This window comes from Streptomyces sp. B8-7 (assembly GCF_058833805.1).
In genome coordinates this window covers 26,042-39,805 of the sequence record NZ_JBYRRL010000004.1, presented here as the reverse complement: position 1 = coordinate 39,805, position 13,764 = coordinate 26,042, and the positions used below count along the sequence as shown (strand labels likewise).

Here is a 13,764-nt window from a genome sequence, read left to right as displayed (position 1 = left end):
TCCGCTCATGTCAGCTGACAGTGCCGAAGTCACCGCTAAAGCCATCACCGTCCGGCGCGCCCGGACCAGCGATGTCCCCGCCGTGCGACGACTCCTTGACGCCTACGCCCGCGACGGCATCCTCCTCGACAAAGCGACCGTGACGCTTTACGAGGACATCCAGGAGTTCTGGGTCGCGGAACGCGACGACAACGCCGAGGTCGTCGGCTGCGGCGCGCTGCACGTGATGTGGGAGGACCTCGCGGAGGTCCGCACGCTCGCGGTCCGGCCCGGCCTCAAGGGCGTCGGCGTCGGCCACCAGCTGCTGGAGAAGCTCGTGGAGACCGCGCGCTGGCTCGGCGTGCGCCGCGTTTTCTGCCTGACCTTCGAAGCGGACTTCTTCGGCAGGCACGGCTTCGTGGAGATCGGCGAGACACCCGTCGACACCGATGTGTACGCCGAGCTGCTGCGTTCTTACGACGAGGGCGTGGCGGAGTTCCTCGGCCTCGAACGAGTGAAACCGAACACCTTGGGTAACAGTCGGATGCTTCTGCATCTGTGATCGGAGCAGAGACTATGCCCGGCCTATGCCTCCGGTATGCCTGGGGTATGCACAGGGCTATGCCGGAGGTATTCTGACCGGTCACCGCCGCCTGTTCCCCTATGTCCGAATCGCGCACGTTTCCCGGCGGGCCGGGGTGCCCGGTCCTCGCCAGGGGTTTGTGTTTTTCCAGCAAAAGCGGTTTGCTTTCCGATGTAGTGCAGTACTGCATATAAGAGGGGGCGGCGAATCGGCGGAGCCGCGGACCCTCGGTCCTCAACGTTATCGATGAAAGGAAATCCGGTGGCACAGAAGGTTCAGGTCCTTCTTGTCGACGACCTCGACGGCGGCGAGGCCGACGAGACCGTGACGTTCGCGCTGGACGGCAAGACCTACGAGATCGATCTCACGACCGCCAATGCGGACAAGCTGCGCGGCCTTCTCGACCCCTACCTCAAGGGCGGTCGCCGCACCGGGGGCCGCTCCTCGGGCGGGCGCGGAAAGACGCGCGCCGCTTCCGGCGGCAGCCAGGACACCGCGGCCATCCGCGCCTGGGCCAAGGAGAACGGTTACGAGGTCAACGACCGCGGCCGGGTCCCCGCGTCCATCCGCGAGGCCTACGAGAAGGCCAACGGCTGAGGCCGGTCACAGCGTCGGCTGCGGGGCCGGTGCCCGGCCGCACCGCAGCCGGATCCGGTGGCACCACGTGGCCACCGTGTCCACCACGCGTACGAGGTCGGGAGCACCCGGCGCACCCCCCAGGACCGGCAGCGAGGCCTCGGTCCCGCTCCCCGGTGCGGGGGGCCGCAGCCATGCGGCCCCCTGCGGGGTACCGGTGCGGCCGCCCGGCCTCCCGGTGAGCGCCCCGCCGCCCGGTTCCGGCAGGTCCGGACCGGCGGACGGTGCCCCCGGCGCGGGTGCCTCGATCACGCCCCCCGCCCCGACCGGCACCAGGTCCAGGGCCAGCGCGCCCCACTCCAGCCAGGTCAGCAGGCCGGGCAGTTCCTCCGCGCCACCCGCGGCCACCAGCAGCCACATGCGGTCGCCCCTCACGGCCACCGGGGAGGCCGGCCGCAGATGCCGCAGTGCCGCCCGGCCCGCCTCCGCGGGCACGTCGAGCACGTCGAAGCGCACCCCCACCACGAGCCCCAGCGGATCACCGGGCGCCGTCTGCCAGCCCAGTTCGCTCTCGTACCAGCGCCGGATCACGGGATCCCGGCCGCCCGCCCGGCGGGGCGGGGGGACCACCGGGGCGGTGCGGGGCGGGCCTGCGGGCAGGGCTGCGGACGGGACTGCGCCAACCATGCCCAGTGCAACCGGCGGGACGGCACCGGAGTTACGCTGGGTGTCGAACGCCGTGCACAGAGTGCCGGAAGTCGAGGCGTGTGGGCGTACGGGGCGGCGCAAGGCTGTTCGCCCGTAGCGGAGGGACAGGGGGCGCACGGCATGGACGGCCGGTGCCGGCGGGTAAGACATCCCTAGTGGGAGGGGGCGACGCGCGGGAGAGGCCGTCTCACGTTCGCCATCGGCGTAGTGGCGACTGGGGTAACTGCCTGGCCTGCGGGAACATCGTCTCGCACCATCGGGTTGGAGCAGATGTCGGCGTTCGGGGTCAGGAGGCCATCGACGGTGTCGGCAGTTGGAATGAGCGGTCCCCGCTTGCGGGACTAAGCTGCGGAAGGACAGGGAGGGGAAGTTCCCCCCACTGCCTGACCGCTCTGAGGAGCGATTAACGATGTTCGAGAGGTTCACCGACCGCGCGCGGCGGGTTGTCGTCCTGGCTCAGGAAGAAGCCCGGATGCTCAACCACAACTACATCGGCACCGAGCACATCCTCCTGGGCCTGATCCACGAGGGTGAGGGTGTCGCCGCAAAGGCCCTGGAGAGCCTCGGCATTTCGCTTGAGGCGGTCCGCCAGCAGGTGGAGGAGATCATCGGCCAGGGCCAGCAGGCCCCGTCCGGGCACATCCCCTTCACCCCCCGTGCCAAGAAGGTCCTGGAGCTGTCGCTCCGCGAGGCCCTTCAGCTGGGCCACAACTACATCGGCACGGAGCACATCCTGCTCGGCCTGATCCGCGAGGGCGAGGGTGTCGCCGCCCAGGTCCTGGTCAAGCTGGGCGCAGACCTCAACCGGGTGCGGCAGCAGGTCATCCAGCTGCTCTCCGGCTACCAGGGCAAGGAGACCGCCACCGCCGGCGGGCCTGCCGAGGGCACTCCCTCGACGTCCCTGGTCCTCGACCAGTTCGGCCGGAACCTCACCCAGGCCGCCCGCGAGTCCAAGCTCGACCCGGTCATCGGGCGCGAGAAGGAGATCGAGCGGGTCATGCAGGTGCTGTCCCGCCGCACCAAGAACAACCCGGTGCTGATCGGTGAGCCCGGCGTCGGCAAGACCGCCGTCGTCGAGGGCCTCGCCCAGGCCATCGTCAAGGGCGAGGTGCCCGAGACCCTCAAGGACAAGCACCTCTACACCCTCGACCTCGGTGCCCTGGTGGCCGGCTCCCGCTACCGCGGTGACTTCGAGGAGCGCCTGAAGAAGGTGCTCAAGGAGATCCGCACGCGCGGCGACATCATCCTGTTCATCGACGAGCTGCACACGCTGGTCGGTGCGGGTGCCGCCGAGGGCGCCATCGACGCGGCCTCCATCCTCAAGCCGATGCTGGCCCGCGGCGAACTCCAGACCATCGGTGCCACCACCCTGGACGAGTACCGCAAGCACCTGGAGAAGGACGCCGCCCTGGAGCGCCGCTTCCAGCCCATCCAGGTCGCCGAGCCGTCCCTGCCGCACACCATCGAGATCCTCAAGGGTCTGCGCGACCGGTACGAGGCCCACCACCGCGTCTCCATCACCGACGAGGCGCTGGTGCAGGCCGCCACCCTGGCCGACCGCTACATCTCCGACCGCTTCCTGCCGGACAAGGCGATCGACCTGATCGACGAGGCCGGCTCCCGGATGCGCATCCGCCGGATGACCGCGCCGCCGGACCTGCGCGAGTTCGACGAGAAGATCGCCGGTGTCCGCCGCGACAAGGAGTCCGCGATCGACTCGCAGGACTTCGAGAAGGCCGCCTCCCTGCGCGACAAGGAGAAGCAGCTCCTCGCCGCCAAGGCCAAGCGGGAGAAGGAGTGGAAGGCCGGCGACATGGACGTCGTCGCCGAGGTCGACGGCGAGCTGATCGCCGAGGTCCTCGCCACCGCCACCGGCATCCCGGTCTTCAAGCTCACCGAGGAGGAGTCCAGCCGCCTGCTCCGCATGGAGGAGGAGCTGCACAAGCGGGTCATCGGCCAGAACGACGCCGTCAAGGCGCTGTCGAAGGCGATCCGCCGCACCCGCGCCGGTCTGAAGGACCCCAAGCGCCCCGGCGGCTCGTTCATCTTCGCCGGCCCGTCCGGCGTCGGTAAGACCGAGCTGTCCAAGGCGCTCGCCGAGTTCCTCTTCGGCGACGAGGACGCGCTGATCTCCCTCGACATGTCGGAGTTCAGCGAGAAGCACACCGTCTCCCGGCTGTTCGGTTCGCCTCCCGGCTACGTGGGCTACGAGGAGGGCGGCCAGCTCACCGAGAAGGTGCGCCGCAAGCCGTTCTCGGTCGTCCTCTTCGACGAGGTCGAGAAGGCCCACCCGGACATCTTCAACTCGCTGCTGCAGATCCTGGAGGACGGCCGCCTGACCGACTCCCAGGGCCGGGTCGTGGACTTCAAGAACACGGTCATCATCATGACGACCAACCTCGGCACCCGGGACATCTCCAAGGGCTTCAACCTGGGCTTCGCCGCCCAGGGCGACACCAAGAGCAACTACGAGCGCATGAAGAACAAGGTCTCGGACGAGCTCAAGCAGCACTTCCGGCCCGAGTTCCTCAACCGCGTCGACGACGTGGTCGTCTTCCCGCAGCTGACCCAGGGCGACATCCTGCGGATCGTCGACCTGATGATCAGCAAGGTGGACGAGCGCCTGAAGGACCGGGACATGGGCATCGAGCTCTCCCAGTCCGCCAAGGAACTGCTCTCCAAGAAGGGCTACGACCCGGTGCTGGGCGCGCGTCCGCTGCGCCGCACGATCCAGCGCGAGGTCGAGGACACGCTGTCGGAGAAGATCCTCTTCGGCGAGCTGCGCCCCGGCCACATCGTGGTCGTCGAAACCGAGGGCGAGGGCGAGGCCCAGACCTTCACCTTCCGCGGTGAGGAGAAGTCGGCCCTCCCCGACGTCCCGCCGATCGAGCAGGCGGCCGGCGGAGCCGGACCCAACCTGAGCAAGGACGCGTGAGCCGGACGGCTCGCCCGTAGCCGACCGAAGGGGGCCGGTGCCGTGAGGCGCCGGCCCCCTTCGTCATGCCCGTGGAGGGTGCCCGGGCGCGGGGTGCCCGGCCGCGGGACCCGGCGGCCGGTCAGGACAGCCGGCCGCCGTAGTCCGGCAGCTTGAACGTCTTCTCGGCGTGGCCGCCGGACAGGTCCGTCGCGCTGTTGCCGATGTTCGCGATGATCGTGTAGCCCTGCTTCTCGATGGAGACGCGCTGGGCGGTCTTGTAGTCCGCGACGTTCTTGAACAGGTCGAGGAAGCCGCGCACGCGCAGGCCGCCGACCTCGTAGCCGCGGTGGTCGAGGTTCCACTCGGTCGGCAGGTAGAGGATGCCGGGGCGGGCGGTGACGAAGAACAGGTCGACGCCGTGCTCCTGGGCGTACCGGGCGACGTCCAGCACCGGCCGGTTCGCCGGCTGCGGGAAGCTGAAGCCGAAGTCGGTCTCCAGGGCCGTGTTGTCGACGTCCAGGACGATCGCCTGCTTCTCGCCCGGCCGCGGGTGTGCGATCCGCTCCTTGACGTAGGGCAGCGCCTGGTCCATCACGGCCCGGCAGTCGCGCTGCCAGGTGGCGTAGTCGACGTCCGCGGCGACCGCGAAGGCCGCCGAGGCAGCCGAGGCCGTCGTGGCCGTCGTGGCCGTCGTGGCGGCGGCCCCGGTCCCGGACGGGGCGGACGGGGCCGGGGCGGTCGCGCTCGCGGTCGCGCTCGCCGTGGTGCCTGCGGGTGCCGCGGCGGCGGCCGCGGCCCCGGCCGGAGCGGCCAGGGCCACGAGGGCGGCGGTGGCGGCCGCGGTGGCGGCCGCCCGGCCCGTCCAGGAGCGTCGTCCGGTCATCGGTGGGGGTCCTCTCGCGCGTGTACGGCGTCCCGCCGCACACCCCAACATGTCGTGTGCATGCTCGTAGTACTGGATGGCGTCAGAGGAACCAAGGGGTTACCGGACGGTAGGAACCGCGTAGCGCCCGTCACATCCGCAGGTCAGCGATCCAGCGCACCTTCGGTGCGCGCCGGGGGCGTGGTAAATGTCGTGGCGTGCGCCGAGATGCTTCCTGTCTGCCCTGACGGGGGTTGATGCCGGTCCGGGACGCTGGTGGGGTTCGTTCCGGCCGAAGCCGATTGCTCTGTGATGCCGGTGAGCTCGCAGGTCAGCGTGGCGCTGAGGGCCGTCCACGGGAACCGTGGAGTGTTGCTGCGAAGCACGGGCGTCAGAATTCCTGTTCCACCCTGGCCCTCCCGGAACGGCGTACCGCTTGGCCGTTCGGTGAGGGAGGGAGCGGGGCCGTGGACGTGCTGCACGAACGCTGCGCCGGTGTGGACATCAGCAAGAAGGACGCCAAGGCGTGTGTCCGCAGCCCGAGTACGAAACGGCGAGGCTCTTTCACCAACGAGACCACGACCTGGGGCTCGACCACGAACGCCGTGCTCGCCCTGCGGGATCATCTGGTCGCTGCCGAGGTCACCCTCGTCGTGATCGAAGCGACCTCGGACTACTGGAAGCCGTTCTACTACCTGCTGGCCGAGGACCTGAACGTGATCCTGGTCAACGCCCGGCAGGTCAAGAACCTGCCCGGCCGCAAGACGGACGTTTCCGACGCCGCCTGGCTGGCTCAGCTCGGCGCACACGGCCTGGTCCGCCCCTCGTTCGTGCCACCCGCACCGGTGCGCGAACTGCGGGACCTGACCCGGGCCCGCACCCAGATGACCCGCGAACGCGGGCAGATCGTCCAGCGGCTGGAGAAGCTGCTGGAGGACACCGGCATCAAACTCGCCGCGGTCGCCTCCGACATCATGGGCGTCTCCGGCCGGGCCATGCTGGAGGCCCTCATCGGCGGGGAACGCGACCCGCAGACGCTGGCAGACCTGGCCAAACGCAAGCTCCGCAACAAGATCCCCGAACTCACCGAGGCCCTGACCGGCCGCTTCCGCGACCACCACGCCTTCCTCACCCGGCTGCACCTGGACCACTACGACCAGCTCACCGACGCCATCGGACAGCTCGATGAGCGGATCGAGGAGGCGATGGCCCCCTTTCGTCCCGCCCTCGACCTGCTCGACACCATCCCCGGCATCAACCAGGCCGTCGCCGAAGTGATCATCGCGGAGACCGGCGGCGACATGGCCCGGTTCACCTCCGCCAGGCACCTCGCGTCCTGGGCCGGGGTCTGCCCCGGCCACCACGAGTCCGCCGGCCGCACCAAGAACACCAAGGTCCGCCCCGGCAACCCGTACCTCAAAGGAGCCCTCGGCCTGGCCGCCTTCGGCGCGGTGAGGACCAAGGACACCTACCTCCAGGCCCGCTACAAGCGGCTGACCGCCCGCCGCGGCCCGATGAAGGCCCTGGTCGCCGTCGAGCACTCGATCATTACCGCGATCTGGCACATGCTCACCGACAACGTCCCCTACCGCGAGCTCGGCGGCACCTACTTCGCCCAACGTGACCCCGAACGCGCCACCCGCCGCGCGATCACCGCGCTCAACCAGCTCGGCTACACCGTCACCCTCAACCCGATCGAGGACGCAGCCTGACGCCCAGGGCCCGGACACCCGGCGACCACCACGGCCACCGGGCACTCAGATCTGCCTCACGCCACCCTGACCTCCACCTATTTACGCGTCAGGGCGGTGGGCGGCCCGGTGACATGCCGCACAGGCGATTTGTCCGTTACTAGGGGGAATAGTGGCGATCACCAATGGCCCAAAGGGGACTTTCCACCCGGAAGGCATGAGGTCGCGCCGTCGTCACGGGTGATTCGTCCTGAATGGAGGCTCTGTCAAGGGATCGGGGTTTTGAGTGATCCGTACTAGCTTTCGTCGTAGATCACACGTTTGGGCGTTGATGGGCGATCCGGGTACCAAGGGATGCGCCATCCGGACGCCGTCGTGCGCCGGGTGGTGCCCCATGTCCCCCATCGCACGAGGTTCCTCATGTCCCAGCGCGTCACGTCCCGACTCTCCCGTACGACCCTGCTCCGCAGCCGCGTCGCCGTCCTGGCCGCCGGCCTGGGGGCCTCGGCCGTGCTGGGAGCCGGGGTCGCGGCCGCCGTGGACACCACCGCGGTCGTTCCCGCCGCGAGTGCGGTCCAGGCGCAGGCCGCCGCCCAGGCCAAGGCCGTCGAGAGCACGGCCGCCACCCAGGCGAAGGCCGCCGCCGCGCAGAAGGCCGCCGCCGCGAAGGCCGCCGCGGCCAAGAAGGCGGCCGCCGAGAAGGCCGCCGCGAAGAAGGCGGCTGCCAAGAAGGCCGCCGCGAAGAAGGCCGCCGGCTGGGTCGCGCCGGTGAAGCACTACACCAAGTCGGCGAGCTTCGCGCAGGCCGGCGGCATGTGGCAGTCCACCCACAGCGGCCAGGACTTCGCCGTCGCCAGCGGCACCAAGGTCTACGCCGCGCACGGCGGCACCGTGGTCAAGGCCGGCGGCAACGGCGCCGGTGACGGTCCGGCGTACGGCAACGCCGTCGTGATCAAGCACTCCAACGGCACCTACTCGCAGTACGCCCACCTCTCCCGCGTCGAGGTGAAGGCCGGCCAGGTCGTCGCCACCGGCCAGCGCATCGCCCTGTCCGGCAACACCGGCAACTCCAGCGGCCCGCACCTGCACTTCGAGATCCGCACGACGCCGAACTACGGCTCGGCCGTCGACCCGGTCAAGTTCCTGCGCGGCAAGGGCCTGACCGTCTGATCCTCCGCCCCGCCTGCCCTCGGGGGCCCTGGCCGCCTCAGGCGCCCGAGTGCGCCTGGGACACCAGGTCCATGGCGACCTCCAGGACGGCTTCCCGCTTGTCCTCGGGGTCGCCTTCGAGGTCCTGGACGAAGAACATGCCGGCGTGCAGCGTGAAGATCGCGCTCACGTTTCCGTCGGCGGCGCACCGCTCAGCATCGTGAAGCAGTACATCGAGCAGCAGAACCGGCCGCTCTGACCTGGGCTGAGGTGAACAGTGCAGATCCGTGCACACAGCTGAGGTCAGAGCAACTCTCAGATTCGCTTCACCACCGGGCTGAAGCCCGGTGCACTGCGAATAGTCCCGGTAGCCCTGCTCCGCGAAGAGTCCGAGGGCCACGTCCTGGATGTCCACGTCGGCGCCGCGCCGCTCACCGTCGGGATCCGGTGTCGGATCGATCCGGCGCCGGGTTCGCTTCGCTCTCGTACGCGCCCCGCCTCCACGGATCATTCGCGCCCCTCGCCCACCGGTCCCCGTCCCCGGGTGTCCGTCCCCGGGTGTCCGTCCCGGGACCCGCCGCGCCGGCTCAGCGGTCCCCGGGCAGGGGCAGCACCGGGTAGCTGCCCGTGTTGGTCGGGGCGTGCTCCGGCAGCCACAGCACGGCGACCGCGCCGTCGGCCGGTACCCCGTCCGGGGCGCCCGGCGGCCGGACGTTGCGGAAGGTCAGCCGGGCGCCGAGCACCCGGGCCTGGCCCGCCGCGATGGTCAGGCCCAGACCGTGCCCGCGCCCGGCCCGGTCCTCGCTGCCGGTGCGGAAGCGGCTCGGCCCCTGAGCCAGCAGGTCCTCGGGGAAGCCGGGCCCGTGGTCGCGGACCCGGATCACCCGCCCCTCCACGGTCACCTCGACCGGCGGCCGGCCGTGCCGGGCGGCATTGGCCAGCAGGTTGAACAGCACCCGCTCCAGGCGTCGCGGGTCGGTGGTCACCTCCGACTCGTGCACGACCAGCACCTCGGCGTCCGGGTCCTTGGCCGCCACCCGCCGGGCGACGAACTCACCCAGCAGGATGTCCTGCAGCTCCGCACGCTCCGAGGCGCCGTCCAGCCGGGCCACCTCCAGCACGTCCTCCACCAGCGTGCGCATCGCCTTCGCCCGGTCCAGCACCAGTTCGGTCGGCCGGCCCGGCGGCAGCAGCTCGGCCGCGGTCAGCAGCCCCGTCACCGGGGTGCGCAACTCGTGCGCGATGTCGGCGGTGACCCGCCGCTCCGCCTCCAGACGCCGGCGCAGCGCGTCCGCCATCGCGTCCACCGCCCGCGCGAGGTCGTCCGTCTCGTCCCGGACGACTCCGCCGATCTCCTCCCGCACCCGCACGTCGGTCTCGCCGTTGGCGACCCGGTTGGCGGCCGAGGCCGCCTTCCGCAGCCGGCTGGACAGCTGCGCGCCGATCAGCACCCCCAGCGCACTGCCGCCCAGGACGGTCGCGATCGAGCCGATGACCAGCGCCCGGTCGAGATCCTTGAGGATGCCCGCGCTGCGGTCGGGGAAGCCGGTGTGCAGGGACAGCACGCGGCCGTCCGTGACCGGCACCGCCGCCCAGATCTCCGGCGGCCCGTCGTGGTCGCACACGTAGGTCGCACGGCGGCCGCGCTCCACCTTCTCCCGCAGTTCGGCCGGCAGGTCCGGGTCGTCCACCTCGACGCTGGGGAAGTTGGGCCGGCCGTTCAGCTCGTAGTTGCGCTGCGCGATCCGGACGCGCTCGTCGGCCAGGTCCCGCGCGTTGTCCAGCATCGACACCCGGGCCGCGTTGTGCACGACCAGGCTGAGCACCACCGCCACCAGGGCGCCGACCAGCGCGATGGCGGCGCTGAGCTTCCAGCGCAGGCCGGTGCGGAGGAAGGGGTACGAGCCCGGGTGCGGGCCGGCCCCGAAGCGGAGTGCGAGACGCCGCGCGACCTGCGGGGCGATCCGGGTGCGGCGGCGGTCCACGCCCGCGAGCCGGGCCGGCCGGCCCGCGCCCCGTTCCGGCCCGCTCACGCCTTGAGCTTGTAGCCGAAGCCGCGCACCGTCTCGATGCGGTCCTGGCCGATCTTGGTCCGCAGCCGCTGCACATGCACGTCGACGACGCGGGTGTCGCCGCCCCAGCCGTACTCCCACACGCGCTCCAGCAGCTTGTCCCGGGACAACACGGTCCCCGGCGCGGACGAGAACTCCAGCAGCAGCCGCATCTCCGTGGGAGTCAGCGCGACCGGCCGGCCGGCCCGGCGCACCTCCATGCCCTCGGTGTCGACCTCCAGGTCGCCGAAGCTCAGCACGCCGCCCGGCTCGCCGACCCGCTCCACAGGCCGCGGGCCGCCGCTCGCGTGTCCGAAGCGGCGCAGCACCGCCCGGATCCGCGCCACCAGGACGGCCCCGTCGAACGGCTTGGTGACGTAGTCGTCGGCGCCCGCCTCCAGGCCCAGCACCACGTCGATGGAGTCGGCCCGCGCCGACAGCATGATCACCGGGACCGTCGACTCGTCGCGGATCCGGCGGCACAGGCTGACCCCGTCCAGGCCGGGCACCATCACGTCCAGCAGCGCGATGTCCGGGCGGCGCGCCCGGAACGCCTCCAGGCCCGACAGACCGTCGGGCATGGCCGTGACCGCGAAGCCGTCCCGCTCCAGGGCGAGCTGGGTGGCCTCGCGGATGACGTCGTCGTCCTCCACGAACAGCACGTGGGTCTGGTCTGCCATCCGGATGCTCCGTCAGTTGCTCTCGGGCGCCGGGACGGACTCCTCGTGCCCGGCGGTCGTGCCGTAGTCGTTGTGCCAGCGGTGACTGGCGACGAAACGGTCCGTCGTCCAGCTGTACGTGATCACGTCCTCGCCGGACGGGTCGGTGACGGGGTCGCCCGCGTCGTAGACCTGCTTGGTCACCAGCAGGTCGCCGCGGTCGATCTCGGCGTAGACCGGGGGCTCCTCGACACGGAAGACGTTCTCGTAGCCGCCGCCCTCGCGGCGGTACACGTACGCGCCCACTCCCACGGTGTCCCCGCAGGTCAGCACGTTGATCACCACGTCGTCGACGGGGCCGCCGGTCAGCTCGCCGTACGAGACGTCGACCGGGTACCTGTCGCCCGCGCACGGCCGCAGCCCCTGCTTCACGGCCGTCGAGACCAGCGGGTCCTCCTGCACCAGCCGCACCGCGTCCACCCGCGGTGTCGCCGTGGCCCGCGCGGACGGGGACGCCGCCGCGCCCGCCACGGTGTCGGCGTGCGCCGGGCCCTCGTCGCGGGTGCCGGTGCCGCCGGTGGCGCACGCGGAGACCAGCACGGCCAGCCCGGCCGCCGCCGCTCCCGCGGACCACCCCGCCCGACAGGCGCGGGCGGGCCGTGCCACGTCGTCCCGGCCCGCTGGGGACCCCTCACCGGTCAGGCCGCGCAACGCTCCCGCTCCTCACGCTCCAGCGCGCGTGCGTCGAGGTCGCGGGACTCCAGCTCTTCGCGGAGCCGCGCCAGGGCCCGGTGCAGCGTGCTCTTGACGGTGCCGGCCGACATACCGAGGGCGGCCGCCGTCTCCTCCGTGGACATCTGCTCCCAGTGTCGCAGCACCACCACACTGCGCTGCTTCGGGGCGAGCACCCGCAGCACGTCCACCAGCAGGGCCCGGTCCGCGTGCTGGTCGGCGGAGTCGTCCACACAGGTCTCCGGAAGCTGCTCGGTCGGCACTTCCTCCAGCTTGCGCGCCCGCCACCACTCGGTCCGCGTGTTGATCATCACGCGGCGCAGGTAGGCGTCCGCGAGCCGCTTGTCGGCGATGCCCTCCCAGCGGCCGTACGTACGGGCCAGCGCGGTCTGGAGCAGGTCCTGGGCGTCGACGGGGTCCGGGACGAGCCGGCGGGCACTGCGCAGCAGCGCGTCCTGCCGGGTACGCACGTACTCCTCGAACTCGAGCACCTCGCCCTGCGCCATGGTCCTCCGCCTCCCGCTGTCCCCGTTTCCTGAACTGCCCACGAAGCTACGGAGGCGTTGTCACGAGGCTGTGCGAGCGAGCCTGCGGACAGCGCGCGGCTGTCCGTCGGTTGTGTAACAGAAGGAGGGCGGAGGCAGGCCGTGGTGACGGAATGTCCCGGATTGTCGAAGTTCGGTGCTGTGCGGGGAGGGGGGTGTGGGCTGCGGGGTCTGTCTGCGGCGGGGCTGTGCGACGGTGCAGCCGTGGTGCGCTCGGGGACGGCGGTCCGGTTGTGGCGCCGGGTCAGGCGGACGGGAGCCGGTACACGCCGCCCGGCAGCGGTTCGACGAGCCCGTCCGACACCAGGCCGTCCAGCGCGCGGGCGCGCTGCACCGGCTCGTGCCACACCGCGTCCAGCGCGGCCCGGGGCACCGGCGTGGTCGCCTCGCGCAGCACGGCCAGGAGCTTGCCGCGCACCTGGCGGTCGGTGCCCGCGTACGTCTGCCCCCGGCGCGGCGGGCCCTCGTGCTCCGGCTTGCCCGCAAGCCGCCAGGCGCACCGGGCGGCGATCGGACAGCGGTGGCAGCTCTCGTTCTTCGCCGTGCACACCAGTGCGCCGAGCTCCATCGAGGCGGCCGCCCAGCGAGCCGCCGTCCCCTCGTCCTCGGGCAGCAGCGCGCGGGCCAGCCGGCGCTCGGCGGCCGTGGTGGCGTTCGGCGGATAGCGCACGCCCGTCACCGCGCGCGCCAGGACGCGCCGCACGTTGGTGTCCAGCACCGCGTGCCGCCGCCCGTACGCGAACGACGCCACCGCGGCCGCCGTGTACTCGCCGATGCCGGGCAGCGCGAGCAGCTGGGCGTGGTCGGAGGGCACATCACCGCCGTGCCGCTCCGCTATGGCCGCGGCCGCGCCGTGCAGCCGCAGCGCGCGGCGCGGGTAGCCCAGCCGGCCCCAGGCGCGGACCGCCTCGCCGGGGGCCTCGCGGGCCAGATCGGCCGGGCGCGGCCAGCGGGCCAGCCACTGCTCGTACACCGGCAGGACGCGGCTGACCGGTGTCTGCTGGAGCATGAACTCGCTGACCATCACGCCCCACGCGCCGGCCTCCGGGCGCCGCCAGGGCAGGTCGCGGGCGTTCTCCTCGAACCACCCGATGACCGGGGCGTGCAGTTCCGTCCCGCGGGGGGCCGCAGAGTGCGGCTCCGTCCCGCGGGAGGCTGCCGCGTCGGCCGGCTCGTGGGGCGGTGGCGTGCTGTGCGGGGGCTTCGTGGGCGCAGTCATGGCGTTTCCGATCCTGCCATGCGGAGGTGGGGGGTCGGGGGGACCGCCACCCCGTCCCCGGTCCGCGCCGCTGTGCCGTGGCCCGGGGCGCAC

General features: G+C 71.7%; 12 protein-coding genes and 1 pseudogene. 5 read left to right on the top strand and 8 right to left on the bottom strand.

Annotated features, from left to right (window positions below; genetic code table 11):
* Nucleotides 1-7: 7 nt before the first annotated feature.
* Together AC5K6T_RS20060 and AC5K6T_RS20055 are read left to right on the top strand one after the other, a co-directional pair.
* Nucleotides 8-541, top strand: a complete 534-nt coding sequence (locus AC5K6T_RS20060; RefSeq protein WP_493210956.1) for an amino-acid N-acetyltransferase — start codon at nucleotides 8-10, stop codon at nucleotides 539-541.
* A 282-nt stretch (nucleotides 542-823) separates the two neighbouring features.
* Entirely contained in the window at nucleotides 824-1,159 is a 336-nt protein-coding gene (locus tag AC5K6T_RS20055) for a histone-like nucleoid-structuring protein Lsr2 (protein WP_493210954.1), read from the top strand.
* Nucleotides 1,160-1,165: 6 nt separating this feature from the next.
* Here AC5K6T_RS20055 and AC5K6T_RS20050 read toward each other — a convergent pair whose 3' ends face one another.
* Nucleotides 1,166-1,825 (bottom strand): SCO3374 family protein, encoded by a 660-nt coding sequence (locus AC5K6T_RS20050; protein ID WP_493210952.1) that lies wholly within the window; start codon nucleotides 1,823-1,825, stop codon nucleotides 1,166-1,168.
* Nucleotides 1,826-2,255: 430 nt separating this feature from the next.
* On the opposite strand from AC5K6T_RS20050, the gene AC5K6T_RS20045 reads away from it, so the two are divergent.
* A complete protein-coding gene (locus tag AC5K6T_RS20045) occupies nucleotides 2,256-4,781 on the top strand; it encodes an ATP-dependent Clp protease ATP-binding subunit (RefSeq protein WP_493210951.1) in 2,526 nt (841 codons plus the stop codon).
* Nucleotides 4,782-4,902: 121 nt separating this feature from the next.
* On the opposite strand, the gene AC5K6T_RS20040 is transcribed toward AC5K6T_RS20045, so the two are convergent.
* Nucleotides 4,903-5,646, bottom strand: coding sequence for an HAD family acid phosphatase (locus AC5K6T_RS20040; RefSeq protein ID WP_493210949.1), 744 nt, complete (start codon nucleotides 5,644-5,646; stop codon nucleotides 4,903-4,905).
* A gap of 446 nt (nucleotides 5,647-6,092) precedes the next feature.
* Between AC5K6T_RS20040 and AC5K6T_RS20035 the strand changes: the two genes are divergently transcribed.
* Together AC5K6T_RS20035 and AC5K6T_RS20030 are read left to right on the top strand one after the other, a co-directional pair.
* Nucleotides 6,093-7,337 carry an IS110 family RNA-guided transposase gene (locus AC5K6T_RS20035; RefSeq protein WP_493208129.1) on the top strand — a complete coding sequence of 415 codons (1,245 nt, stop codon included), beginning with the start codon at nucleotides 6,093-6,095 and terminating at the stop codon, nucleotides 7,335-7,337.
* 399 nt (nucleotides 7,338-7,736) lie between these two features.
* A complete protein-coding gene (locus AC5K6T_RS20030; RefSeq protein WP_493210947.1) occupies nucleotides 7,737-8,486 on the top strand; it encodes a M23 family metallopeptidase in 750 nt (249 codons plus the stop codon).
* Between the two features lie 37 nt (nucleotides 8,487-8,523).
* On the opposite strand, the pseudogene AC5K6T_RS20025 reads toward AC5K6T_RS20030, so the two are convergent.
* The 6 genes and pseudogenes from AC5K6T_RS20025 to AC5K6T_RS20000 all read right to left on the bottom strand — a co-directional run.
* Nucleotides 8,524-8,658: pseudogene (locus AC5K6T_RS20025) on the bottom strand (TetR family transcriptional regulator); the annotation flags it as partial.
* Between the two features lie 394 nt (nucleotides 8,659-9,052).
* Nucleotides 9,053-10,498, bottom strand: coding sequence for a two-component system sensor histidine kinase CseC (gene cseC / locus AC5K6T_RS20020; protein WP_493210945.1), 1,446 nt, complete (start codon nucleotides 10,496-10,498; stop codon nucleotides 9,053-9,055).
* Nucleotides 10,495-11,196: a two-component system response regulator CseB gene (gene cseB / locus AC5K6T_RS20015; protein WP_493210943.1), complete on the bottom strand. Its 702-nt coding sequence runs from the start codon at nucleotides 11,194-11,196 to the stop codon at nucleotides 10,495-10,497. Before cseB ends, cseC begins: the two co-directional genes overlap by 4 nt.
* A gap of 12 nt (nucleotides 11,197-11,208) precedes the next feature.
* Nucleotides 11,209-11,886, bottom strand: a complete 678-nt coding sequence (locus AC5K6T_RS20010) for a hypothetical protein (protein ID WP_493210941.1) — start codon at nucleotides 11,884-11,886, stop codon at nucleotides 11,209-11,211.
* Nucleotides 11,874-12,413, bottom strand: a complete 540-nt coding sequence (locus tag AC5K6T_RS20005; protein ID WP_493210940.1) for a SigE family RNA polymerase sigma factor — start codon at nucleotides 12,411-12,413, stop codon at nucleotides 11,874-11,876. Before AC5K6T_RS20005 ends, AC5K6T_RS20010 begins: the two co-directional genes overlap by 13 nt.
* Nucleotides 12,414-12,696: 283 nt before the next feature.
* Nucleotides 12,697-13,671 (bottom strand): HhH-GPD family protein, encoded by a 975-nt coding sequence (locus AC5K6T_RS20000; RefSeq protein ID WP_493210938.1) that lies wholly within the window; start codon nucleotides 13,669-13,671, stop codon nucleotides 12,697-12,699.
* Between the last annotated feature and the right edge of the window lie 93 nt (nucleotides 13,672-13,764).